Origin of the sequence: Nitrogeniibacter aestuarii, assembly GCF_017309585.1 — a bacterium.
Lineage (GTDB): Bacteria > Pseudomonadota > Gammaproteobacteria > Burkholderiales > Rhodocyclaceae > Nitrogeniibacter > Nitrogeniibacter aestuarii.
Window position 1 is genome coordinate 400513 of sequence record NZ_CP071321.1, and the last position, 23481, is coordinate 423993.

At 63.0% G+C, this 23481-nt stretch carries 28 protein-coding genes and 1 tRNA gene; 12 read left to right on the forward strand and 17 right to left on the reverse strand.

Annotation, left to right across the window (positions count from 1 at the left end; translation table 11 throughout):
• The first annotated feature begins 3 nt into the window (after window positions 1-3).
• Complete coding sequence (locus J0W34_RS01805) at window positions 4-609, forward strand: LON peptidase substrate-binding domain-containing protein (protein ID WP_230970461.1); 606 nt, start codon at window positions 4-6, stop codon at window positions 607-609.
• A gap of 316 nt (window positions 610-925) precedes the next feature.
• Here the strand turns inward: J0W34_RS01805 and J0W34_RS01810 are convergent, their stop codons facing one another.
• On the reverse strand, window positions 926-1678 hold the full coding sequence (locus J0W34_RS01810) for a Hint domain-containing protein (RefSeq protein ID WP_230970462.1): 753 nt from the start codon (window positions 1676-1678) through the stop codon (window positions 926-928).
• Window positions 1679-1985: 307 nt separating this feature from the next.
• Window positions 1986-3017 (reverse strand): A/G-specific adenine glycosylase, encoded by a 1032-nt coding sequence (gene mutY / locus J0W34_RS01815; RefSeq protein ID WP_230970463.1) that lies wholly within the window; start codon window positions 3015-3017, stop codon window positions 1986-1988.
• Window positions 3018-3187: 170 nt separating this feature from the next.
• Here mutY and J0W34_RS01820 point away from each other — a divergent pair, with 170 nt between their 5' ends.
• Window positions 3188-3511: a hypothetical protein gene (locus J0W34_RS01820; RefSeq protein ID WP_230970464.1), complete on the forward strand. Its 324-nt coding sequence runs from the start codon at window positions 3188-3190 to the stop codon at window positions 3509-3511.
• Between the two features lie 52 nt (window positions 3512-3563).
• On the opposite strand, the gene J0W34_RS01825 is transcribed toward J0W34_RS01820, so the two are convergent.
• A complete protein-coding gene (locus J0W34_RS01825) occupies window positions 3564-4274 on the reverse strand; it encodes a Crp/Fnr family transcriptional regulator (RefSeq protein ID WP_230970465.1) in 711 nt (236 codons plus the stop codon).
• Between the two features lie 167 nt (window positions 4275-4441).
• On the opposite strand from J0W34_RS01825, the gene J0W34_RS01830 reads away from it, so the two are divergent.
• On the forward strand, window positions 4442-4933 hold the full coding sequence (locus J0W34_RS01830; protein WP_230970466.1) for a flavin reductase family protein: 492 nt from the start codon (window positions 4442-4444) through the stop codon (window positions 4931-4933).
• 4 nt (window positions 4934-4937) lie between these two features.
• Here J0W34_RS01830 and J0W34_RS01835 read toward each other — a convergent pair whose 3' ends face one another.
• The 3 genes from J0W34_RS01835 to J0W34_RS01845 all read right to left on the reverse strand — a co-directional run bounded on the left by J0W34_RS01835 (window position 4938) and on the right by J0W34_RS01845 (window position 6940).
• Window positions 4938-5837: a helix-turn-helix transcriptional regulator gene (locus tag J0W34_RS01835; RefSeq protein ID WP_227815312.1), complete on the reverse strand. Its 900-nt coding sequence runs from the start codon at window positions 5835-5837 to the stop codon at window positions 4938-4940.
• An 82-nt stretch (window positions 5838-5919) separates the two neighbouring features.
• The gene (locus J0W34_RS01840; RefSeq protein ID WP_230970467.1) at window positions 5920-6720 is read right to left on the reverse strand and encodes a spondin domain-containing protein; all 801 of its coding nucleotides are present in this window, start codon (window positions 6718-6720) and stop codon (window positions 5920-5922) included.
• 146 nt (window positions 6721-6866) lie between these two features.
• Window positions 6867-6940, reverse strand: a tRNA-Gly gene (locus J0W34_RS01845).
• Window positions 6941-7083: 143 nt separating this feature from the next.
• On the opposite strand from J0W34_RS01845, the gene thiS reads away from it, so the two are divergent.
• The 5 genes from thiS to J0W34_RS01870 all read left to right on the forward strand — a co-directional run bounded on the left by thiS (window position 7084) and on the right by J0W34_RS01870 (window position 11251).
• Window positions 7084-7293 (forward strand): sulfur carrier protein ThiS, encoded by a 210-nt coding sequence (gene thiS / locus J0W34_RS01850; protein WP_227815314.1) that lies wholly within the window; start codon window positions 7084-7086, stop codon window positions 7291-7293.
• Window positions 7294-7323: 30 nt separating this feature from the next.
• Window positions 7324-8109, forward strand: a complete 786-nt coding sequence (locus tag J0W34_RS01855; RefSeq protein WP_230970468.1) for a thiazole synthase — start codon at window positions 7324-7326, stop codon at window positions 8107-8109.
• 76 nt (window positions 8110-8185) lie between these two features.
• Window positions 8186-8929 (forward strand): tRNA (guanosine(46)-N7)-methyltransferase TrmB, encoded by a 744-nt coding sequence (gene trmB / locus J0W34_RS01860; protein ID WP_230970469.1) that lies wholly within the window; start codon window positions 8186-8188, stop codon window positions 8927-8929.
• Window positions 8930-8985: 56 nt separating this feature from the next.
• Window positions 8986-10779, forward strand: coding sequence for a signal peptide peptidase SppA (gene sppA / locus J0W34_RS01865; protein ID WP_230970470.1), 1794 nt, complete (start codon window positions 8986-8988; stop codon window positions 10777-10779).
• 94 nt (window positions 10780-10873) lie between these two features.
• Window positions 10874-11251 (forward strand): MliC family protein, encoded by a 378-nt coding sequence (locus tag J0W34_RS01870; RefSeq protein ID WP_227815318.1) that lies wholly within the window; start codon window positions 10874-10876, stop codon window positions 11249-11251.
• A 55-nt stretch (window positions 11252-11306) separates the two neighbouring features.
• On the opposite strand, the gene hemW is transcribed toward J0W34_RS01870, so the two are convergent.
• Genes hemW through J0W34_RS01895 form a run of 5 tightly spaced genes read right to left on the reverse strand, consistent with a single transcriptional unit; the run spans window position 11307 to window position 15732 of the window.
• Window positions 11307-12509: a radical SAM family heme chaperone HemW gene (gene hemW, locus J0W34_RS01875; protein ID WP_230970471.1), complete on the reverse strand. Its 1203-nt coding sequence runs from the start codon at window positions 12507-12509 to the stop codon at window positions 11307-11309.
• Window positions 12506-13108, reverse strand: coding sequence for an RdgB/HAM1 family non-canonical purine NTP pyrophosphatase (gene rdgB, locus J0W34_RS01880; RefSeq protein WP_230970472.1), 603 nt, complete (start codon window positions 13106-13108; stop codon window positions 12506-12508). The genes hemW and rdgB overlap by 4 nt, the downstream gene beginning before the upstream one ends.
• The gene (gene rph / locus J0W34_RS01885; RefSeq protein WP_230970473.1) at window positions 13105-13830 is read right to left on the reverse strand and encodes a ribonuclease PH; all 726 of its coding nucleotides are present in this window, start codon (window positions 13828-13830) and stop codon (window positions 13105-13107) included. Before rph ends, rdgB begins: the two co-directional genes overlap by 4 nt.
• 31 nt (window positions 13831-13861) lie before the next feature.
• Window positions 13862-14788, reverse strand: coding sequence for a PP2C family protein-serine/threonine phosphatase (locus J0W34_RS01890; protein ID WP_227815322.1), 927 nt, complete (start codon window positions 14786-14788; stop codon window positions 13862-13864).
• Window positions 14785-15732: a serine/threonine protein kinase gene (locus J0W34_RS01895; RefSeq protein WP_227815323.1), complete on the reverse strand. Its 948-nt coding sequence runs from the start codon at window positions 15730-15732 to the stop codon at window positions 14785-14787. Before J0W34_RS01895 ends, J0W34_RS01890 begins: the two co-directional genes overlap by 4 nt.
• Before the next feature lie 102 nt (window positions 15733-15834).
• On the opposite strand from J0W34_RS01895, the gene J0W34_RS01900 reads away from it, so the two are divergent.
• Window positions 15835-16704: a YicC/YloC family endoribonuclease gene (locus tag J0W34_RS01900; protein WP_227815324.1), complete on the forward strand. Its 870-nt coding sequence runs from the start codon at window positions 15835-15837 to the stop codon at window positions 16702-16704.
• Window positions 16705-16801: 97 nt separating this feature from the next.
• Here J0W34_RS01900 and J0W34_RS01905 read toward each other — a convergent pair whose 3' ends face one another.
• The 4 genes from J0W34_RS01905 to J0W34_RS01920 form a co-directional block, all read right to left on the reverse strand.
• Window positions 16802-16996, reverse strand: a complete 195-nt coding sequence (locus J0W34_RS01905) for a helix-turn-helix domain-containing protein (protein WP_227815325.1) — start codon at window positions 16994-16996, stop codon at window positions 16802-16804.
• 404 nt (window positions 16997-17400) lie between these two features.
• Complete coding sequence (locus tag J0W34_RS01910) at window positions 17401-17727, reverse strand: DUF1840 domain-containing protein (RefSeq protein ID WP_227815326.1); 327 nt, start codon at window positions 17725-17727, stop codon at window positions 17401-17403.
• A gap of 66 nt (window positions 17728-17793) precedes the next feature.
• The gene (locus J0W34_RS01915) at window positions 17794-18351 is read right to left on the reverse strand and encodes a hypoxanthine-guanine phosphoribosyltransferase (RefSeq protein ID WP_227815327.1); all 558 of its coding nucleotides are present in this window, start codon (window positions 18349-18351) and stop codon (window positions 17794-17796) included.
• Between the two features lie 6 nt (window positions 18352-18357).
• On the reverse strand, window positions 18358-18900 hold the full coding sequence (locus J0W34_RS01920; RefSeq protein WP_230970474.1) for an adenine phosphoribosyltransferase: 543 nt from the start codon (window positions 18898-18900) through the stop codon (window positions 18358-18360).
• 274 nt (window positions 18901-19174) lie between these two features.
• On the opposite strand from J0W34_RS01920, the gene ribA reads away from it, so the two are divergent.
• A complete protein-coding gene (ribA, locus tag J0W34_RS01925) occupies window positions 19175-19837 on the forward strand; it encodes a GTP cyclohydrolase II (protein WP_230970475.1) in 663 nt (220 codons plus the stop codon).
• 57 nt (window positions 19838-19894) lie between these two features.
• Here ribA and J0W34_RS01930 read toward each other — a convergent pair whose 3' ends face one another.
• The gene (locus J0W34_RS01930) at window positions 19895-21139 is read right to left on the reverse strand and encodes a nitronate monooxygenase (RefSeq protein WP_230970476.1); all 1245 of its coding nucleotides are present in this window, start codon (window positions 21137-21139) and stop codon (window positions 19895-19897) included.
• A 167-nt stretch (window positions 21140-21306) separates the two neighbouring features.
• Complete coding sequence (locus tag J0W34_RS01935; protein ID WP_230970477.1) at window positions 21307-22089, reverse strand: exodeoxyribonuclease III; 783 nt, start codon at window positions 22087-22089, stop codon at window positions 21307-21309.
• Between the two features lie 35 nt (window positions 22090-22124).
• On the opposite strand from J0W34_RS01935, the gene pyrE reads away from it, so the two are divergent.
• The gene (gene pyrE, locus J0W34_RS01940) at window positions 22125-22769 is read left to right on the forward strand and encodes an orotate phosphoribosyltransferase (protein ID WP_227815332.1); all 645 of its coding nucleotides are present in this window, start codon (window positions 22125-22127) and stop codon (window positions 22767-22769) included.
• Window positions 22770-22774: 5 nt separating this feature from the next.
• Complete coding sequence (locus J0W34_RS01945) at window positions 22775-23410, forward strand: hypothetical protein (protein WP_230970478.1); 636 nt, start codon at window positions 22775-22777, stop codon at window positions 23408-23410.
• The last annotated feature ends 71 nt before the right edge of the window (window positions 23411-23481 follow it).

The following is a 23481-nucleotide window of genomic DNA, read 5'->3' on the forward strand; positions in this document are numbered from 1 at the left end:
CCCATGCCCACCTTACAGACGCTGCCCCTCTTTCCCCTCCAGACCGTGCTCTTCCCCGGTGGCCTGCTGCCCCTGCGCATCTTCGAAGCGCGCTACGTGGACATGGTCAGCGCCTGCCTGCGCAACGGTGACAGCTTCGGCATCTGCCTGATCGCGGCGGGGGCGGAAGTGGGCGAGGCGGCCATCCCCCACCATGTGGGCACCGAAGCGCGCATCCTCGGCGCCGACAGCAAGGAGCCCGGCCTGCTCGAAATCGTGGTCACCGGCGAGCGCCGCTTCCGCCTGCATGACCATTCGGTGGGCAAGCTGCAGGCCTTGGAGGGCGAAGTCGAATGGCTCCCGCCCATCCACCACACCGAGGTGCCCGAGGCCCAGGCCAACCTCATCCCCCTGCTCGAAAAGATCGTCGCCGACCTGGGTGACCGTGTGCCAACACCCCACCGCTTCGACGACGCCGAATGGGTCGGTGCCCGCTACGCCGAAGTGCTCCCCATTCAGCCGCTGGCCAAGCAGAAGCTGCTGGAACTGGACGACGTGGTCAGCCGGCTGGAGATCATCCAGCAGTATCTGGATCAGCGGAATCTGCTGACGGGGGCGAAGGGGAGTTGAAGCCGGATTCGGGTCGTAGGTTGTAGCCCGGATGCAGTGAAGCGGAATCGGGGAGCGGTGGTGGGGCAACCACTGAACCCCGGGGCCGGGCCTTTGGCCTCGCTCTTGCTAAGCTTTCTAATTCGGTGATGAGGCTCGTAGAAAGGTGGCGTGCGTTAGGCGAAGCCGGAAAGCATCCAACAGCTCAATTAGGGTGGAGGCGCTTAAGGCGTCACCCGCCGGATTCATCTTCCCGAGCTGCAAGAATGCCGGATGACGCTGCGCTCTTCCGCCCTACGATTCAGCCGAACCCGACCGCGTACCTCGGATGCGGTGCTCAAAGCGTGTCCCCGCAGGACGAATCCTGGCTCCAAACGCCGAGTTCACCGACGAAATACGTGTGCTTGCTTTCGAGTTCAAGATTGAACACGGCACAACGGAAATATGATGCTTCGTCCCAAAGCTCGACACTTCCGGGCTGATGCTCCTTGAGCCTGAAAACATCGAGTTCCCCTGAGGCCCCATTTCTCAGGTCGATAAGCTGGCCACTCGTTTCATCGAAAATACCTTGTTGCCACCCCATGCCATCCGTGTCGCTGAGATAAAGCGGAGAAACCTGAACAATGCCTGCCGTGTCACCGCTTGCCAGCTGCAACACGTCTGCATCGAAATCAAGTTGCTGAACTTGGAGCCAGCCTTTGCCAAGAACCCATAGACGGTGATCCGGTGTCAGTGTCAGGCGTCGATAAGCGCTGGCCTGGACAAGTGTTTTGGTTCGCTTGGCTTCTTCCGTGGCTGACGTGGGCAGGTAAAACAGGCTCCAGACCACTGCATTGTCAGTACGCGAGGTTTTGATGACCGGCGCGTATGCCTTTTCGCCTCCCTCAACCTGCTGCGTGAGGACAAGGTCACCAATTTCTATATGTTCGATGGGTTTTGTGCCATCTTTTGTGTGAATCGTTGTGCCCGCTACGTAACAACACTCACCTGCGCTTACTGTATCTATGGCCTGTAGGTGCTTGCTTTCAGACAGTTTGCTCGTCGTTGGCTTGTGCAACTGCGAGTCGTTTTTGCATGTGCAGGTCATCATGTTTTGTTCCGAGACTGATCGAATTCAGGCCGTGTGGTGGTCGAGAGGTGGAATGTGTCTGAGGCTGCTGTGAGCCATGATGCCTCAATTTGTGAGCGCCTCTTGCCTCGCTTCCGTACTGGTTCTTCAGCCGTCCGTCTTCTTTCATCATGATAAAGAAATATGTGTACTTATTTCGAGCTGCTGGACGCTTGGGCGACAGGACATCAGCTCGCGTAGGGCGGAAGAGCGAAGCGTCATCCGCCGTTCTGTCTGCTCGGTCATTCGCATTCGGTGGATGACGCCTACCGCTCTTCCGCCCTACGGATCAGCCGAATCCAAGTATCCGACTCACCGGCTTGGGCAGCCCAAGCCCCTTCGCTTCCTCAAGCGAAACGACCCGCCCGGCTCCGATTTCGCCAATGGAGTCCATATTCCCCACCTCAAACCGCACCGGCGAAATATCCAGCACATAGTGCGTAAACGTATGTCGCAGTTCCGGCAACGCGGAAACCGTCACCGCCACCTCCCCGGCGAACGCCCGCCACCAGTCCTCCGGCGCCATCTCCGATTCAAACTCAGGCAGCGACAGCAAGCCCCCCCAGATGCCCTTGGGTGGCCGCTGCACCAGCAGCACCCGCTCGCCATCCGTCACCACCGCCATCTGCGTGCTCCGGATCGGCGGCTTCTTGCGCGGACGGGCTTCGGGCAGTTCGGCGGTGCGGCCGGTTGTGTGGGCGACGCAGATCTCCGCCATGGGGCAGCGCTCGCATTTGGGGGTGCCGCGTACGCAGACGGTGGCGCCCAGGTCCATCTGGGCCTGGGTGTAGGTCTGGATGTTTTTCTTTGGCAGCAGGTCTTCGGCCAGGTCCCAGAGCTTGCGCTCCACCGGCACGCTGCCGGGGAAGCCTTCGACGCCGAAGACGCGGCACAGCACGCGCTTGACGTTGCCGTCGAGGATGGCGGCGTGCTGGCCGAAGGCGAAGGCGGCGATGGCGGCGGCGGTGGAGCGGCCGATGCCGGGGAGGGTGGCGATCTGCTCAGGGGTTTGCGGAAACTCGCCGCCGAACTCGGCCATCACCTGCTTGGCGCAGGCGTGCAGGTTGCGCGCCCGAGCGTAATAGCCCAGACCTGCCCACAGCGCCATGACGTCATCGGCCGGGGCGTCAGCGAGTGAGGCGAGGGTGGGGCAGCGCGCCAGAAAACGGGCGTAGTAGGGGATGACCGTGTCCACCTGGGTCTGCTGCAGCATGATTTCCGACAGCCAGATGCGGTAGGGGTCGGTGGTGTTCTGCCAGGGCAGGTCGTGGCGGCCACTGTGGGCGTGCCAGGCAATCAGTCGGTCGGCGAAGTCGCTCATTGATGGGCTTTGGGCGGTGGCAGAAACCGGATGTTACCCGTAGCGCGAAATGTCATGACTGCTTACAGGTCGGAATGACAATTCTCAATGTCGCCGCCCTGCCTCAAGGTCATATTAGGGATGTCTGATATACAGGCCGTGATGCACACGGCGAATGCAAGGAGCACATCATGAACACCCGGTTTCTTGAGATCATGGCCCTGGCCTCGGTCGTCGCTGTCAGCGGCGCTGCGATGGCTGCAGGTGGAGGCGGCGGTGCCGGCGGTGGCGGCATGGGGGGTGGCATGGGCGGCGGTTACGGGGCCGGCATGAGCCAGGGCGCTAAAGCCAAAAGCCAGAAGCAGATCGAAACCCGCACCCGAGACCAGATCCGTGACGAGACCCGCACGCAGGAGCGTCTGAAAGACGGCACTGGCACCGGGGCTCAGCAGCAGATCCGCAATCAGGACCGGGTGCAGACCCAGACCGAAACCCGGGAGAAATCGGGGCAGTGAGTGCTCGGCTTGAACGCAGCGCGCGGGGGTTGGGCGCGCCGCGACCGAGCGACTAGTTCTGTGCGAGGCGCATCAATGCGCCCACTTCCCGGCAACTGAGTTCGTCGCCGCGTTCCTGAAGAAAGCCCTCGCGTTTGAAGCGGGCCATCATGCGGCTGGCCGTTTCGGTGGAAACGCCGATGATGGAGCCGATGTCTTCGCGCGTGAGCGAGGGAAAGGGCGCCGCGTTCACCCCGCCGCTGAGTTTCATCAGCAGTCGCGCCAGCCGCGCTTCGGCTGTGCCGGTGGACAGTTCGGTGATGAAGCTGTCGGCCTCGTCGAGGCTGCGCTGCCACTGGACCATGAGCCGTTCATAGACCTGAGGGTCCATGGATTCGAGCTGCAGGATGAGCGCGGTCGGCAGTTTGCAAACGTGTGACGCTGCGATGGTTGTGGCGGTGTGCCGCGCCTGATGGTTGACCAGGCTTTCAAGGCCGATGATGTCGCCCCCATGCAGCAGGCGGACGATGCGCTGCTGGCCGTTTGCGAGGGTCTGGGTCAGTTTGATCAGGCCGTGGTTGATGATCAGTAGCGCATGGGCATGGTCGCCCTCGCGGTAGAGTTGTTCGCCCTTGGGTAGCGTGCGCTCGTGGATGTGATCGACCAGCTGAAGCAGCTTGGCCGGGACCTGCCCTGTGCGCTCGAAAACGTCGGAGAGGCAGCACTGGATGCACGGCAGGCCGACGGGCTTGCGGTGAAGGCACGGGGCGGTTTCATTTTCCATGATGGCCATCGTGGTGAACGGGTCGCTGCAGTATCGGATGGCACCCCGGCGGCTGTCGTGACCTGGGTCAAACAGACGTTTCGTCAGCAAGGACAGGGCATTCCCGAGTCGACGCCGCTGGCATGGCCTGAGATAATGGCCGACTTGCTTCAAGCTTCGACAGATCAATGACTTCCAGATCCGACAATCCAGAACGCGCCCTGCGCGACAGTCTGGGCATGTTTGCCACCGGCATCACGGTGGTGACCGCCCGTGCCCCCAATGGTACGCCCGTGGGTCTGACCGTGAATTCATTCAATTCAGTGTCGCTCGATCCGCCCCTGATCGTGTGGTCGCTGGCTGCGCACCTGGGTAATGTGGAGGTTTTCTCCAACTGCGAGTATTACGCCATCAATGTGCTGGCGGACGGCCAGCAGGACATGTCGCAGCGCTTCGCCACGCGGGATATCGACAAATTCGCCGGGCTTGAACTGCGTGACGGCCTGGGGGGCGCGCCCTTGCTCAATGATTGCTGCGCCTGGTTCGAATGCCGCAATACCGTCCGTCACGACGGCGGCGATCACCTGATGTTCGTGAGCGAAGTGGTCCGCCACACCCACGAGCCGGCGCGCTCGCCCCTGGTCTATTTCGGCGGACAATACCGCACGCTGGCGCGCTGAGCCCTCAGAGCACTTCACCCCGCCGCCGGGCCTCTCCCGGGGCACAACCCACCACCCGCTTGAACGCCTTGGAGAATGCGGCTTCCGACTGGTAGCCGCATTGCATTGCAACGTCCGGCAGCTGCGCGCCGGGGATCAGCAGCAAGCGGCAGGCGCGTTGCATCCGGTAGTGGGTCAGCCATTCCATCGGGCCGCAGCCGACAGTCTTCCGGAAGGTGGAGGCAAAGACCGAACGGGACTGGTGCGTGAGCGCCGCCAGTGCTGCCACGGACCAGTTGTGGTCCGGACACTCGAGCATGGCGTGCACGACCTTGCCCAGACGAGGGTGGGTGAGGGCGGCGGCGATGCCCTCGAGCGTCTCGCCGTGAGTTTCGAAAGCATGTCGCAGCGCGTAGGTGAGCAGGGCATGGGCCAGATGGATAAAGGCCGGATCGTCTTCGCTGGGCAGCCGGTCGGCCTCCCGGAACAGTAGCAGCGTCAGTTCGCCCACGGGGTTGTCGCGGGTCGGCACGATCAGTGCCGCCGGGAGCGTATCCTTGAGTACCTGTTGCGAGTGGGTGTCCACGTCAATGAAGCCGCACACCAGTGACAGCCCGCGACCCTGCCCGCGCGCACCTGCGTCAATCACGCCGTAACGGGGCGTCGCGTGGGCAGTGTCGGTGAGCACATGTGCCGTGTCGCCGGGCAGGATGAGCACATGACCCGGGGCAATCGGGACAGGGGGCGCGTCCGGCAGGTGGAGCCAGGTGGTGGTGTCGTGGGTGATGTGAAAAGTGATGCGGCCAGAGCCGGAGGTGTCCACATTCCATGGCGCGCACACCTGCCCACGAAACGAAATGCGGATACTGGGGGCGAGGTGTCGGAGCAGACTGGCAATCCAGTCGGTGGATTCATTCTCGGTCATGATGCAAGTCCGGGTCAGGGCCGCGATGGCGGCGATCTGACCCGGTAGACCGAAGGGATGCGCGAACGCTTACATCACGGACTCATGACTTGCGCAGTTTGCGGAAACCCCGTGCCAGACCGCCGACGCCGAAGGCCGCCAGCATGAGCGCCCAGCTCGGGGGCTCGGGCACCGGGCTGACCGTGATCAACGCGGCCCGATAGTTCGGCTGGTCAATGGTGGCGCCCGGGAACGCATTGAGAATGTTGCCGCCGGGCAGGAAACCGGCGTGTGCCGTCACGACGCCGCCCTCGGTAAGCCCGGTGTCGGGAACGCTCTGACCCAGCAGCGGGGTGTCCGCCGCCAGCTCGGTGTTGACCTCAGTGCCTGCATCCCAGATGTCGCTGCCGAAGATCACGCGGCGGACACTGAGAAATTCGCCGTCGTCGAAGATCCGGAACCGTCTGGGATCAGCGTTGGCAAAGAAGGCGTCGTTGCTGGGCAGAATCATCGAGGCGAAGCTCAGGTAGGCCGTGTCTTCACCCGGGTCGAAGTCGATCACGATGCTGCTCTTCGCGCCCGGCGCAAACACCGGTGGCGTGCCCGCGCCGAGGCCGGGCCCGAAGACGATGCCTTGTCCGAAGCCGGTGAAACTGCTCGACAGGGGGCCGGGGTTGCCGTCTTCGGCAAGGCGCTCGAGTTCCGCACTGGCGCCTTCGCCCGGGTTGAACAGATCGAAACTGCCGTCGTGGATGCCCACCCATACCGGGGTGAACAGGGTGCCGTTCGACGGCGCGAGATTTTCAACGGTCACACGAACCTGAAGCGCGTTGGCGGTGCCGGAGGCGGCAAACAGGGACGTGCCTGCCATCATGGCGAGGATCAGTCGATGGGGGGCGAGCATGGGTTGGCATCCTTGAGGGTGGAGAATCGATTGCCCGCGTGGCGGGGCTACAAACCCACTTTAAGGACGACGTCATGGGTGCGCCATGCGCGAACGTCCGGCATGAATGCCTGATCGTCTCGAAATGCGCTGAATGCCGGTGTGACTGGAGCGGGTGAAGGGAATCGAACCCTCGTATGCAGCTTGGGAAGCTGCCGTTCTACCATTGAACTACACCCGCCCGGGTGAAGTGCCGCGATCGCGACGTGCGGATTGTATCCGGGCCATGGGCGCTTTGGCAATTTGCCCGGGTGCAACGGGGCAGGGGATGTGGGGCTGGTGCTACAATCGGAGCCCATTCAACCCCGGTTTGCGCCCACATCCATGTCCGCCATTTCACTCGTCATCAACGGTCAGACCGAGACGGTCGATGGGCCGTTGACGGTTGCCGACCTGCTTGAGGCCAAGGGGCTGACGGGCAAGCGGCTGGCCGTCGAGCGCAACGGTGACATCGTGCCGCGGGGCCAGCATGCCGACACCGCACTCGAGAACGGGGATCGGCTCGAAATCGTCGTGGCGGTCGGTGGCGGTTGAACCCCCGCCCGATTTTTCAGGAAAGCATTCATGAGCGACGCTCTCGTCATTGCCGGAAAGGCGTATGACTCCCGCCTGTTGGTGGGGACCGGAAAGTACCGTGACTTTGCCCAGACCCGCGAGGCCATCGACGCCAGCGGCGCGCAGATCGTCACGGTCGCCATTCGCCGTACCAACATCGGGCAGAACGCCGATGAGCCCAACCTGCTCGACGCCCTGCCGCCCGACCGGTTCACCATCCTGCCCAACACCGCCGGTTGCTACACCGCCGACGATGCGGTGCGCACCCTTCGTCTGGCGCGTGAGCTGCTCGACGGCCATGCGCTGGTGAAGCTGGAGGTGCTGGGCGACCCGGAGACCCTGTTCCCGAACATGCCCGAGACGCTCAAGGCGGCCGAGGTGCTGGTCAAGGACGGTTTTGACGTGATGGTTTACTGTTCGGACGACCCGATCCAGGCGCGTATGCTCGAAGACATCGGCTGCGTGGCGGTGATGCCGCTGGCCAGCCTGATCGGCTCCGGCATGGGGATTCTGAACCCGTGGAACCTCAAGCTCATCATCGAGCAGAGCAAGGTGCCGGTGCTGGTCGATGCCGGCGTGGGCACGGCCTCTGACGCGGCCATTGCCATGGAACTGGGCTGCGATGGCGTGCTCATGAACACCGCCATCGCCAAGGCCAACGACCCGGTGCGCATGGCGCGGGCCATGAAGCTGGGCGTCGAGGCCGGTCGCGAGGCCTACCTGGCGGGCCGCATGCCGCGAAAAACCTATGCCGCGAGCCCCAGCTCGCCCACCGGCGGGCTGATCGGCCAGTAAGCCGGACGCTGTGCCCTCTACCCAACATCGAACGGGTCGCCTGTGCGGCCCGTCCTGCTTTTGACGGAATCGGTTCATGACGGATCAGAACACGCCCGAGAACAACGAAGTGCCTCCTGAGGCACAGACGACCGAAGCGCAGACGCCACGCCTGTCACGCCAGCCCATCCGCAGCTTCGTGCTGCGTCAGGGCCGCATGTCGGACGCGCAGCATCGCTACCTGGCCGAGCAGATGCCGCGCATCGGCATTCCCTACACGGAGTCGAATGTCGATCTCGACGCCATCTTCGGACGCGAGGCGCCCAAGGTGGTCGAGATTGGCTTCGGCATGGGGGACGCCAGTGCCCGGATCGCTCAATTCCTGCCCGGTACCGATTTTGTGGGGGTGGAGGTGCACGGCCCCGGCGTGGGCAATCTGTGCAAGCTCATCGACCTGGAAGGCATCGACAACATCCGCATCGTCCAGCATGACGCGGTGGAGGTCATGCGTGACATGATCGCGCCGGACAGCCTCGATGGCGTGCACGTCTTCTTCCCGGACCCTTGGCCCAAGAAGCGGCATCACAAGCGCCGCCTCATCCAGCCGGCCTTCGTACACCTGATTGCCAGCCGGCTTAAACCCGGCGGGTACTTGCATTGTGCGACCGACTGGGAAGAATATGCCGAACAGATGCTCGAAGTCCTCAGTGGCGAGAGCAGTCTCGAAAACACGGCCAGCGACTATGCGCCACGCCCCGACTACCGACCGGAAACCCGCTTCGAGGCCCGCGGTCTGAGACTCGGGCACGGCGTCTGGGATCTGGTCTTCCGCCGCCGCTGACCCCGATTTCCCGTCGGCCCAGGCACTGAACATCGTCATTGCAGGAGTCCAGCCCCATGTGGCGTTTCATCACCGCACCGTTCCGTTTTCTCTGGGCTGCCGTCGACGGCACCCGTCGGGTGCTGGCCAACCTGCTGCTGCTGATCTTTCTGCTGATCATCGTCGCGGCCTGGTGGGCCGGACGCACGCCGCCCCTGCCGGCCAAGGCGGCGCTGGTGGTTGCACCGGTCGGTCGTCTGGTCGAGGCGGCCACGCCGCCATCGCCCAGCGACCTGCTTGCGGGTGGGCGTGGCGTGGCCGAGGTTCAGCTCGATGACGTGTTGCAGACCATTCGCCGCGCCAAGGCCGATTCGCGCATTCAGATGCTGGTGATTGCGCCCGAACGCCTGGGGCCGTCCTCCGTCAGCAAGCTGGCGGCCATTCGCGACGAGATTGCCTCGTTCAAGGAGAGCGGCAAGCCGGTGTATGCCTACGCCGGGCGCTTCAACCAGTCCCAGTACTACCTGGCCAGTGCCGCCGACCAGGTCTTCATGGCACCCGACGGCTACGCACTGGTGCAGGGGCTGGCGGCCTACAACACCTTCTACAAGCGCGCGCTCGACCAACTGGGCGTGAAGGTGCATGTGTTCCGCGCGGGCAAGTACAAGTCTTTCGTCGAGCCGTACACCCGGGAGGGCATGTCCGAGGAAAACCGTGCCATGACCCAGGGCCTGCTCGATTCCGTCTGGGCGAATCTCAAAGCGGATCTTTCCTCGACGCGCCAGTTGCCCGAAGAGGCGATCGACACTTACGTGAACGACTATCGAAGCCAACTGGCTGCGGCGGGTGGCGATCCGGCAAAGATGGCGGTTGACGGTGGGCTGGTGGACCGCTTGCTTGACAGCAATGAATGGGAGGCCTTCCTGGCCGAGCAGCTTGGGCGCAATGCGGACGGCGATCTGCCGCTGGTCGGGATGGAGGCCTATCTGGGCGATACCCGGCACTGGTTCCCGAGGGAAGGCGCGGGGATTGCCGTGCTGACCCTCCAAGGGGCCATCGTTGACGGCGATGGGCCGCCGGGGACGGTCGGTGGTGCCGCAGTCAGCCAGATGCTGCACGAGTTGCGCGACAACGACGGGATCAAGGCCGTGGTCCTGCGCATCGACAGCCCGGGGGGCAGCGCCTTTGCGGCCGAGCAGATCCGTGTTGCGGTCGAAGGCGTACGTGCCGCGGGCAAACCGGTGGTGGCCTCGATGAGTTCCGTGGCGGCGTCGGGCGGTTACTGGATCGCCACGGGCGCTGACGAGGTCTGGGCCTATCCGATGACGCTGACCGGCTCGATCGGTGTGTTCGGCCTGTTCCCGGACATCTCGGAACCGCTCGACGCGCTGGGGATCGATGTGGACGGCGTGCGCACGGCACCGCTGGCTGGGGCGCTCGACCCGCGGCGCCCATTGTCGGACGACGCGCGCGATGCGCTCCAGCTGAGCGTCGAGCACACCTACACCCAATTCATTCAGCGGGTCTCCAAGGCACGCAAGATGTCGATTTCCGAGGCGGACGCGCTGGGGCAGGGCCGGGTGTGGACCGGTGCCGAGGCCAAGGCGCGCGGGCTCGTGGACCAGCTCGGGGGCCTCGATCAGGCCGTGGCCGCCGCTGCCCGGCTGGCCAACGTGAGCGACTATCACCGCGTCGAGGCGTCGGAGCCCCTGCCGCTGCGCCTGCAGTTGCTCAAGGAGTTTCTCCCTGACGCCCGTGCCAGTAGCGGTGTCGCGCCCTGGGTGAGTCGTGTCATGCAGGAGGCCGATCAGCTGCTCAACTGGAACGATCCGGCCAATCTGTATGCACATTGCCTGTGCGAACCGTTATGATCAGTGGATGCCGGTAAGGATTTGTTGCAGATCCTTGCCGGTGGCAGCGCGTGCTGCTGGTATGTTGTGTCACTCGTTTCGGTTCGGGATCACCATGAAAAAACGCCTTCTGCTTCTGACGCTGCCCACCCTGCTGGTGGCTTGCTCAACTGTGCCTGTGCCAGAGCGCACCATTGTCGAGTCGCCGCCGCCGGACGAGCCCCAGCAGATGGAGTTCGCGCTTGCCAGCGGCAGCTACCATTGCAATGCCGGTGAGGTGGTGAAGGTGATGCGCGATCGGAAGGACGGCAATCACATCAATGTGAGCTGGAAGGGGCGCAGCCATGATCTGCAGCGCAATCCGTCGGCCTCCGGCCTGCCGCGCTACGAGCACCCGGCCAGCCCGCTGGTATGGATCGATCTGCCCTGGAAGAGCTATCTGCTGGATCAGGAGTCGGGCAAACCCCTGGCCAGCGAGTGCCGTGCCGGCTGACACTGGCGCCGTTCAATGAAAAAGCCCCGCCGGATGCGGGGCTTTTTCATGGGCGTCAGAGAAAGAGCTGGAGCAGGTCGTTGAGAAAACGTTGCCCTTGCGGCGTGGGTCGCCAGCGTTCGACGTCGGCAAGCACCAGGCCCTTGTCGCGGGCACGGATCAGGGCGGGCTCGATCGCACTCAGCGGCAGGCCGGTGCGTGCCTCGAACAGATCGGCGGGCACGCCGTCGATCAGGCGCATGGCGTTCATCATGAATTCGAAGGGCAGGTCGTCGGCGCCGACGCCGTGCTGATCCTGGATGAACTGTCCGGTACTGTGCGCCGCCAGATAGGCGCCGGGATGCTTGTGGCGCATCTGGCGCACGATGCCCTCGTGGCTGGAGAGCTTGCTGTGCGCACCGGCCCCGATGCCCAGGTAGTCGCCAAAGCCCCAGTAATTGAGGTTGTGCCGGCATTGGCCGTGGGGCTTTGAGAAGGCCGATGTCTCGTAGTGCAGGTATCCGGCGTCCGCCAGCATGGTTTCGACCTGGTCCTGCATGTCGGCCGCGACGTCCGGGTCGGGCAGGACGGGCGGGCTGTGGTGGAACGGCGTATTCGGTTCCAGGGTGAGGTGGTAGCACGACAGGTGTTGCGGGTCGAACGCAATGGCCGTGGCCAGATCGGCAGCCAGCTGGGTCGGGGTCTGCCCGGGCAGCGCGTACATGAGGTCGAGGTTCACCCGCTCGAAATGCTTGAGCGCCAGTTCGACGGCCTGCCGGGCCTCTGCGGCCGAATGGATGCGGCCAAGCGCGTGCAGGTGCAGGTCGTCGAAGCTCTGGATGCCCAGTGAAACCCGGTTCACCCCCGAGGCCGCGTACGCGGCGAAGCGACCCGCCTCGACCGTGCCCGGGTTGGCCTCAAGCGTGATCTCGGCCATGGGATCGAGCGGCAGGCGCATGCGGATGTCGGTGAGCAGGCGATCGAGGCCGGCCTCGGTGAGCAGGCTGGGTGTGCCGCCGCCGATGAAGATGGAATGAACGCGCCGCCCCCAGACCGAGGGCAGGGCGGCTTCCAGATCGGCGATGACGGCATCGAGATACGCCGCCTCCGGAATGCCCTCGTGATGCGCGGCATGGGAGTTGAAGTCGCAGTAGGGGCACTTCTTGACGCACCAGGGAAAGTGCACGTAGAGCGTCAGCGGCGGTGGCGACTTCAGTTGCGGGGTGTTGCGGGCCTGCGGGGGCTGCGGACGCAACGGGATGACCCGTCGCTCGCTCATTCGGCGGTCTGCTCCAGCGCGAGCCGGTCGAGCAGATGGCGGCAGGCGTTGCCACGGTGACTCAAGGCGTTCTTGAGTTTGGGGTCGAGCTCGGCAGCGCTTTGCTTGAGATCGTCGAGCCAGAACACCGGATCGTAGCCAAAGCCGTGCTCGCCCTGAGGCGTCTTGAGAATACTGCCATGCCATTCGCCTTCGGCGATGATCGGCTGCGGGTCGTCGGCGTGGCGAACCAGCGCGAGCACACAGACGAACCGCGCATCACGATCGGCTTCGCCGGCCAGATCGGCGAGCAGCTGGTCGATATTGCGTTCATCCGACTTCGGCTCGCCGGCGTAGCGCGCCGAGCGTACGCCCGGCGCGCCGCCCAGGGCATTCACGCATAGGCCCGAGTCGTCGGCCAGTGCGGGCAGCCCGGTGTGCCGTGAGGCGTGACGTGCCTTGGCGATGGCGTTTTCAACGAAGCTGGGGAAGGGTTCTTCGGCCTCAGGGACATCGAAGTCGGACTGCGGTCGCACGGTGATGCCCAGCGGTTCGAGCAGGGCGGCAAACTCCTTGAGCTTGCCCTTGTTGCCGCTGGCCAGGACGAGTTCGGTGATCATGCGTCTGCGCTGGCCAGGACCTGGCGCTGGATGTCGTTGAGCTGGGCAATGCCGTCGGCGGCCAGGTCGAGCAGGGCATCGAGCGTCTTGCGGTCGAAGGCGGCACCTTCGGCGGTGCCCTGGACTTCGACGAAATGACCCGAGGCCGTCATGACCACATTCATGTCGGTGTCGCAGGCCGAGTCTTCCGGGTAATCCAGGTCGAGCACGGGGCGGCCGTCGAAGACCCCCACGGAAATCGCCGCGACCAGTTCGCGCATGGGGTTGCTTGCCAGCGCACCGCGGGCCACCAGGCCATTGAGCGCATCCATAACCGCCACGCAGGCGCCCGTGATCGAGGCCGTGCGGGTGCCGCCGTCCGCCTGGAGGACATCACAGTCGATGATGATCTGCCGTTCGCCGAGCGCCTCCATGTCGACAACGGCGCGCAGGCTGCGTCCGATGAGACGCTGGATTTCCTGCGTGCGACCGCTTTGCTTGCCACGGGCCGCTTCGCGACCGCTGCGGGTATGGGTCGAGCGCGGCAGCATGCCGTATTCCGCCGTCAGCCAGCCCTTGCCCTGACCGCGCAGGAAACCCGGTACGCTCTCCTCGACGCTGGCCGTGCACAACACGCGGGTATCCCCGAACTCGATGAGCACCGAGCCCTCGGCGTGCTTGGTGAACCCGCGGGTGATACGAACGGGGCGAAGCTGATTGGGTTCTCTGTTGCTGGGGCGCATGGGGCGGGGTGAATCCTTGTGGTTCGGGTGATCAGGTGTCGGCACTGAATTTCTTGATCGCCACGTTGATCTCGGCGATGGCCTGCTCGATCTCTTCGTCGCTCAGGTCCTGGGTGCCAGAGCCGGTGGTCGAGCGGTCGAAGCTATCCATTTGCGTGGTGAAGCTACTCACGGCCATGGTCTGGGTCGAGATCACGTCGGGCACTTCGTCGGAGAAGTCGTCGTGCCAGACCAGGCTGATCATGGACAGGTTGTCGGCATGCGGACCGGCGGCGAGCTCTGCCGCGTCGAGCACGCGAGGCGTGTCTTTCATGAGGTTCTTCGGGGTGGCGTAACGCTTGACCAGTTCTTCGGTGCCAAGGGGCCCCCACACGCCATCCGTGCATAGCAGGATGACGTCGCCGGAATACAGCGGAATCGGGCGGGAGAATTCGATCTGCGGTGCGTGGTTGCCGCCCAGACAGCTGTAGATGCGGTTGCGGCCCGGGTGGGTCGCGGCGTCCTCGGCATCGATCAGCCCCTGATCCATCATGAGCTGGATGCGCGAGTGGTCCTTGGTCTGGGCCTCGACCTTGCCGCCACGCAGCAGGTAGAGGCGCGAGTCGCCTGCGTGGGCCCAGTGGGCGAGACCGTTCTGGATCAGGCACACCACACAGGTGGTGCGCGGCGCTTCGGGCAGATGCTTGTCGAAGGCGTAATCCAGAATCGCATGATGCGCGTTGGTCATCACGTGCGACAGAAACAGGACCGGGTCCTGCACCACGGGCTGTGCCTCACGCTGGAAGGTCTGGGTGATGTACTGGGCCGCGATCTGGGCCGCGACCTCGCCATGCAGATGACCGCCCATGCCGTCGGCGATCACCATGAGCAAGGCATCGCGCGAGTAGCAATACGCGAGGCGATCCTGGTTGGAAGGGCGTTTGCCGGGCCGGCTTTCCTGGTAAATGGTGAATTTCATGAGCGACCAATGAAGGATTTGAGTCGGGAGCCCACATCCGCAAACCAGGAAGCCGGCATGGCTTCGTTGGGTCCGCGTTGAACCAATGCTTTCTGTAAAGCGTAGACGCTTTGCGGCCGTTCGAGGGGGTCCAGTTTAAGGCACCAGTCGATGGTTTCCAGCAATTGCTCGCTGTAGCGCCCCGGAAATGCCCGGACGGCCGGGATGAAGCTGTCTTTCTTGCCCCGTTCGTCCGAACGGGGCGGTGCGGTGCCGCCGATACAGGCATACAGGCTGGCCCCGACACTGTAGATGTCACTCCACGGCCCCAGCGCCTCACGGCCGGCAAACTGCTCCGGTGAGGCAAATCCGGGGGTGTACATGGGTTTGAGCATGGGCTGCCCGTTCATCAGGGTTTGTCTTGCCGCGCCGAAATCGAGCAGCACCGGGGTGCCGTCCGTGCGCAGATAAATGTTCGATGGCTTGATGTCGAGGTGCAGCAGCTTGTGCGCATGCACCTCCCGCAAACCATTTAGCATACGGGTGAACACGCCGCGCAGGAAGCGCTCGCGCAGTTCATCGCGATGTTTGTGTACGTAATCGTGCAGTGTGCGGCCGCGCTCGAACTGCATCACCATGTAGACGGTGCCATTGGCGCGAAAGAAGTTGAGCACGCGAACCACGTTGGGGTGCATGAGCTTGGCCAGCGCGCGTCCTTCCTCGAAGAAGCATTTCATGCCGTAGCGGAAGGCCGCGGTGTGCTCCTCCGATACCTTGGGTTCGATTTCGCCCTCGGTGCGCAGTGCCAGCGAATTGGGCAGGTATTCCTTGATGGCGACCGGTGTTCCGTCCTGGTCGTAGGCCAGGTACACGATGGAAAACCCCCCGAGAGACAGCTGTCGCTCGATCCGGTACTGATCCAGCTGAAATCCGGACGGCAGTGCCTTGTTTACTTGAGGGGGCATGGTGTGGTCGTTAAGATGCGCTTTTTTCGGATTGTCTTGTCTGTAACGAGTTGTGTAAAGCCACAGCTGCCGACAAAACGGCAATCATCAAGGAGAGCCTGAATGATACTGAGTATGACCGGTTTTGCGGTCGCCCACCGTGAATTGGGTCGGGTCAGCCTGCATATGGAGTTGCGCAGCGTCAATTCTCGCTTTCTTGATCTGGTCTTCCGCCTCGGCGATGACGTTCGCCAGGCCGAACCCGCCCTGCGCGAGAAACTGACTGCGCGCCTGAGCAGGGGCAAGGTCGAGTGCCGCCTCGCACTCCAGAAGAACGACGAAGCGGCCACAGGCCCCATGCAACTCAACGGCGGATTGCTGGCGCAACTTGAGTCCGCCCAGACCAGCGTGCTGGAGCGCTTTCCGGGCGCCCAGCCCATGAGCGTGACCGAATTGCTGCGCTGGCCCGGGGTGCTGTCGGACGATAGCCTCGGGTTCGACGATCTGATGCCCAGCATTGTCGAGATGGCCGATGCGGCGCTCGACGAGTTTCTGGCCAGCCGGCGACGGGAAGGAGAGAAGCTCGCCGGCGTGATTCGTGAGCGGGTCTCAGGCATGCGGACGCTGGTCGAGCAGGTCGCTCCGCGCATTCCGGAGATCGTGCAGGCCTATCAGACCAAGCTGACCGACCGACTGCGTGAAGCCGTCGATACCCTCGATGAGGATCGCATTCGCCAGGAAGTGGCGGTGTTTGCCCAGCGTATCGATGTGGACGAGGAACTCGATCGCCTGCGCACGCACATGGACGAAGTGGAACGCATTCTCAAGAAGGGCGGCATTGCCGGCAAGCGTCTCGACTTTCTGATGCAGGAACTCAATCGCGAGGCCAACACCCTGGCATCGAAAAGTGCGGGCACGGACGTCACCGCCGCGGCCATGGAACTGAAGGTGCTGATCGAGCAGATGCGCGAGCAGGTGCAGAACATCGAATGAGGCTGCATGCGGCATCGAAAAAACCGCCCGGTCAGGGCGGTTTTTTTATCTGACCTCGTCAGCGGATAGCCGGCGCGGATAGGTCTCTTCTTGTGACTTACTCGTGCGACGCGCGCAGCTTGGTGAGGATCTTCTCTGCGCGTTTCGGTGGTCCATAGACCATCTCGAGCAACAGGGCGATCGGGATCGGAAGCGGGCGACCGCTCTCGTACCGACTGCCTGCTGACTGGGTCACCCCGATCGGGGCCCAGAATTCAGACTGACTCAGTTTTTTCTTTCTGCGCCACTCCAAGACTTGCTCAGACGAGGGCGATTGGGCTTTGTGTCGCTGCGGCATGGCTAATCCAAAAGTAGTAGTTTTAATAATGTATCGGCACTTTAGCTCTTTCGCCAGTCAGGATCAATTCCCTCGTGAAACTGAACACATCGCCTAGATATCAAGGGGCTACGGTCGCTTTGGACTTATGTCTTCATAATTTTTGATTACCGGGCGATATCTCGTAAGGTGTAATTCTCATGTCCTGTCAAAGACTTGATGTCAATCAGATGAAATAATGAAAATGTCGTAAGGGTGACGAAGGCTGTCCCGGCGGCGCATTTTTCCCGGGTAAGGGTCGCGATTTCCAGGCGCAAAAAAAATGCGGCCGATGCGCCCGTGACGGGCGATCGGCCGCAATGCCTTTTCAAACGGGTGTTTCAGACTCCCCAGGTAACCGGCTTCTGCTCCTTGAGTGAGTACTCCAGCATATCCAGCAAGGGCCAGGCGCGTTGAGCGAAACTGACCGGTGCCCCCATCCCGCGCGGTGCCTCTTCGTCTGCTTCGTCGTCACTGACATCGTCATGCTGATGCTTGTTTTCATCGATGGCCGCCTTGAGCGCAGTGATTGCGCCGGGCAGTTGTTCGACAGTGACGATTCCGGTCTCGTCGTTCGGGTCCTTGCCGAGCACTTTCAGCAGATTTCTGGCGGCGTCGCCGAACATGATGACGTCGGCAGAGGCACCTGACTTGAACGTGATGAGCATGCTGATCTCCTCGGAGGTAAGTTTTTGAACGGTTTCAGATGTTTGAGCCCGGGCGACCTCTGGGGTTCAATGTCCTTTGACGGCAAATATGCCCGGTGCGTTACGCCAGTATCCCTTGTAGTCCATGCCGTAGCCGAAGAGAAACCGGTCTTCGATGTCCAGTCCGCAGAAATCGGCCCGCATGCCGGGGTAGGCCTTGCGGTCATGGCATTTATGCACGAGGACGGCTGAACTGACCGAGGCGGCGCCCTGCGCGCGCAGCGTATCGACGATGGCGGCCAGGGTGAGACCCTCGTCGAGAATGTCATCCAGGACGAGCACGTGGCGACCTTCAGGGGGGTGGGTCGGCGGTACACGCCAGTCCAGCGCATGGCCTTTCAGTGCGTTGCCGTAGCGGGTGGCGTGCAGGTAGGCCAGCTCCAGGGGGAAGGGCAGGCGCGGCAATAGCGAGCCGGCGAGGACGAGCCCTCCGTTCATGACGGCATACACCACCGGGTCGAGTTCGCTGAAGCGCTCGGTAATGGCCCGTGCCATGCGATCGAGCGCGGCTTCGACGGTGGCCTTGTCTGCTAGGCAGTCGGCCTCGTCGAAGGTGGTGTTGAGGCTATTTACGGTGTCGTTCATGGTCGTTCAGCAGCCCGCATACGCGGTCAGGGTATAAGGAAGGGCGCCGGTGCTGGCGAGCCGTGTCGAGCCGCCGAGGTCGGGCAGATCGATGATCGCGGCAACTTCGTGAAGCTGGCCGCCGAGGCGCCGGATGAGCGAGACGGCTGCCAGCATGGTACCCCCGGTGGCAATCAGGTCGTCGACAAGGACAACGGGTTGTCCGAGTGTGATGGCGTCTTCATGGACTTCCAGCGTGGCTTGGCCGTATTCAAGTGCGTAGGCCTCGCCGAGTGTGTCGTGTGGCAGCTTGCCCTGTTTGCGCAATGGCACAAAGCCACTGCCGAGCGCATGGGCCAGCGCCGCGCCGACGATGAAACCGCGCGCATCGATCCCTGCGACGATCAGATCCCGGTGGTCTGCGTATCGTTGCGCCAGGTGCTCAATGAGACGCTGGAACAGGGCAGCATTGGCAAACACCGGTGTGATATCGCGAAACTGAACGCCTGGGGCCGGCCAGTCGGGGACTGTTCGAATACAGTGCTGCAGAGCCGCTGAGAGAGCTGTCATGGTGGTGTCCGGTCGAGGAGCGTGGCCCGGGAAGGGCGATCGCGTGCCCCCGTCATTTTAGGTGAAGCAGTCGCTGACGCCCACCTTGAGCGGGATGGCGTCATGGAACAAAATGGCGTGAAACAGGTCCACAGGAAGCATGACACGTCACCATCTCGGGTCGGCGATGTCCGGCTTTGGCGTCGAGCCTGCCATAATGTCGGGCCGTGAGATCACCGCCGGGATGGCGGCGAGACAAGAATGAAGGCGCCCAGCGCTCAAGGAGAAGTAACCGATGACACTCCGTTTCGTCGACGCATGTCGTCTGCCCAACCGCTTCGGCGAATTCACTTTGCACGGCTTCGAAGATGAAGCGACCGGTGTCGAGCATCTGGCGCTCACATATGGCGATGTGTCCGGTGACGCGCCGGTGCTGGCGCGCATTCACTCCGAGTGTCTGACGGGTGATGGTCTGTTCAGTGAACGCTGCGACTGTGGCTACCAGCTCGAAGCGGCAATGCGCCGCATTGTCGAGGAAGGGCGCGGCCTGATTCTCTACCTGCGTCAGGAGGGTCGTGGCATCGGCCTGCTCAACAAGATTCGCGCCTACAAGCTTCAGGACCAGGGGGCCGATACGGTCGAAGCCAATGAGCAACTGGGCTTCCCCGCGGACATGCGCGACTTCTCGATCTGCAAACCGATGCTCGATCATCTGGGCGTCAACTCCGTGCGGCTCATGACGAACAATCCGCGCAAGCTCGACAGTCTGACCTCACAGGGATTGAATATTGTCGAGCATGTGCCGCTGCAGGTGGGCCGTAATCCGCACAACACGGCCTATCTGGACACCAAGGCGGCCAAGCTGGGGCACATCATGAAGCCGTCGAAGGCGTATCGTTCCCACGATGTGCCCGCCGATGGTGCCGACGAAGCAACGGCGAGTTGTCAGATTCAATAAGCGTACGCCAGACAAGAAAAGGGCCGCGTCAAGCGGCCCTTTTCTTGTGGAGGCATGTCAGCCGGGTAAGGCGATCTGCCCGTCGGTGCTGAACTGGTAGTCCTTGAACACGTGCTCGGCACTGAGAATCTGATAGTTGCCGTCGTCGTTCCGGTGGCTGGTGTCCTTGAGCCGGTAGGTATAGTGCCCGCAGGTCCAGCAATCGAAGTTGCGCATGTGGGTGCACAGGCAGGTCTTATCGAACACGTGAACACGCCGGGCGTCCGGGTGCAGCGCCACTTCCCGGTTGTAGGCCTCGATGTACTGGCAGTTGCCCTTGGCATCGAGCAGATAGCCATAGGCTTCGCAGTTGGGACGGATCCCGTCGCCGATGGCGGGGCTGTTCTTGAGCATGCGCATCGGATAGCCGGTGGGCGAAATCTGATTGACCTCGATGTCGTCCTCGCTGGCCTTGAAGTACTCCTGCTGGACTTTCTCCGGCAGTCCGCATTCTTCGGTGACGGTGAAGCGCGTGGCCACCTGGACGGCGGAGGCCCCCATCTCCAGGTAGTTGACCGCATCGGTGCCGGTGAAGACGCCGCCGGCCGGGATGAGGGGGATTTCCAGCTGCTGTTCATGCAGCCAGTCCCGAATCTCGGCCACGATCACCGGCAGCGAATACTGTGACCAGTCCATGCCGAAGCCGAGGTGGCCACCGGCCAGCGGCCCTTCCACGACCACGTAGTCAGGCAGCCGGTTGGTGCGGGCACTCTTCTTGATGAATAGCTGCAGCGCGCGCAGGGACGAGACGATGATGCCGAGCTTGGCGTCGCGGAAACGAGGATGATCTTCGATCAGCGAAAAGGAGCCCAGATGCAGGCCGGCCGCCAGCGTGATGCCGTCGATACCGGCGTCGAGCGCGGCCGACAGGCGCACCTTGAGTGTCTCCTTGGGGGAGTTCATGGTGAGCTTTTCCATGCAGTTGATGAAGATGAGTCCATCGCCCTGCTTGGCTTCCATGGTGGCGCCCACGTGACGGGCCGTTGCCTCGGCCAGCAAACCCATGTCGAACTGGACGACGGATTTGTCCGAATTGGAAACGTTGAATTTGAACTGCTTGAGCTTGTCCTTGACGTACTTGGTCTTGAACCGGCGGTCGGACACGGTGGGTACCATGGCGTCGGAGATGTGTCCGATGCCGCCCAGGCGAGCGGCCACCAGCGACAGTTCGGCCGTGGAGATGTCCACGCCCATGCCGCCGATCATGATGGGAACCAGTTCCTTCTGACCCAGTTTCAGGCGAAAGTCGTCTACGCGTTTCATTTGATTGTGTGCCCCCCCAAGGCAGGATCGCGCATTATCCCTCATGCGAGCGCACGTGGGCGGGCCCTGGTCGAAAACTTGATGGGCGGTCCAGGCGCGCGATGCCAAGACCCGATTCTACCGCGCATCGAACGGGTGCGCCCGACCGCTGCAGCCGGGCGCACTTGTTAGGCCTCGAACGCGTAGTCCACCGTCAGTGGTGCGTGATCGGAGAACCGCTCTTCCTTATAGACACTCGTCGACCTCGCGGTGGCGGCCAGCGCGGGCGTCGCGATCTGGTAGTCCAGTCGCCAGCCGACGTTCTTTGCCCAGGCCTGGCCCCGGTTTGACCACCAGGTGTAGCAGGCATCCGTGGTGTCCGGATGCAACTGGCGGTAGACGTCCTTCCAGCCCACGTCGTCGAACAGTTGCGTCATCCAGGCACGCTCCTCGGGCAGGAAGCCGGAGTTCTTCTGGTTGGACTTCCAGTTCTTCAGATCGGCCTCTTTGTGAGCGATGTTCCAGTCGCCGCAGATCACCACCTCGCGACCACTGGCCAGCAGCGCCTGCATGTGCGGCAGGAAGATATCCATGAACCGGTACTTGGCTGCCTGGCGCTCCTCCGAACTCGACCCCGAGGGCAGGTACAGGGAGATGACGGACAGATTGCCGAACTGTGCCTCGATGTAGCGGCCCTCGGCATCGAACTCGTCGTTGCCCAGGCCCTCGATCACGGCATCGGGTGCGCGACGTGCGTAGATGCCCACGCCGCTATAGCCCTTCTTTTCGGCGCAGTGAAAAAATCCCTGGTAGTCGCCGGGCGCACGCATATCCTCAGTGAGATCGCCGTGCTGAGCCTTGAGCTCCTGCAGGCAGATCACGTCGGCGTTCTGTTGCGCCATCCATTCGAAAAAGCCCTTACGGTTCGCCGATCGGATGCCGTTGAGGTTGATTGTGATGACGCGTAACATGGCTGATCCAGAAAGCTGCTGATTGGAAAGAGAACGTGGAGTTTAGCCGGGAATTCATTGCGCTGGCCTGCGACAAGGGCGTGCTTCGCTTCGGTGAGTTCATCACCAAGGCGGGTCGCAAGTCGCCTTATTTCTTCAACGCCGGGCTGTTCAACGACGGCGCCTCCTTCGGTGCGCTGTGCGGCTTCTACGCGCGCAGCATCGTCGCGGCAAAGCTCGACGCCAACATGCTCTTCGGCCCCGCCTACAAGGGCATTCCACTGGTGGCGGGCACCGCCATGCGGCTGGCCGAGATGGGCGTGAATCTGCCCTATTGCTTCAACCGCAAGGAAGCCAAGGACCACGGCGAAGGCGGCAACCTCGTGGGTGCGCCGCTCTCCGGGCGTGTCCTGATCCTGGACGATGTCATCTCCGCGGGAACGTCCGTGCGCGAGTCCGTCGAGATCATTCGGGCCAACGGCGCCATTCCCGCCGGTGTAGTCATTGCGCTCGACCGCATGGAACGTGGCACGGGGGCGCTGTCCGCCGTGCAGGAGGTCCGGGCTCAGTACGACATGCCGGTGGTGGCGGTGGCGACCCTGAACGACCTGATCGACTACCTCGGCGACAGCGAAGACCTGAATGCCAATCTGAAGGCAGTCAAAGCGTATCGCACCGAATACGGTGTTTCTGCGGGCTAGGCTGGATGAAGCGCCATATTGCGAGCCTCTCGTTGATGTGTGCCCTGGGTCTGCTGGCTCAAGACCGCAGTATCGCCGCCGGTGGGGCCATCTATTGCTGCGAGTCGGAATCGGGGCAACGCGTGTGCGGCAATCCGCTGCCCAACGTCTGCATGGGGCGGGCGCATCGCATCATCGGCGCGAACGGTATGGTGATCAAGGAAGTGGCCGCGCCCATGTCCGCGGCAGAGCGGGCGGCGGCCGAACGCGAAGAGCGACGCAAGGAACTTGAAGCGGCGCGGCGACGCAGCCAGCAGCTCCAGGACCGTGCCTTGCTCGACACCTACAACAGCGTCCAGGACATCGACGAACGTGAGCGCCGCGCGGTTAACGATTTCCAGCAGGATCTCGACAAGGCAAGCCGCCGCATGGAAGAGTTGGAGAAAGAGGCGGTTCGTCTGACGGAAGAATCCAAGCTCTACGCCGACAGCGATACCCCGCTGGACCTGAAGCAGGCCGTCAACGACAACAAGGCCGAGCGGGCGGCTCAGCTGACCGTGATCGAGGCCAAGCAGAAAAGTATCGAAGCCGTGAAGGCCCGATTCGACCGCGATCGCGAACGCTACAAGGTGCTGAGCGGGCATGGAGAGGCGTCGCGCTGACGGCGAGCCTGTCTGCCGGCGAGGCCGCTTGGGGCCGTTGCGGAGCTGGCGCGTGGCGCACCATGGAAGGC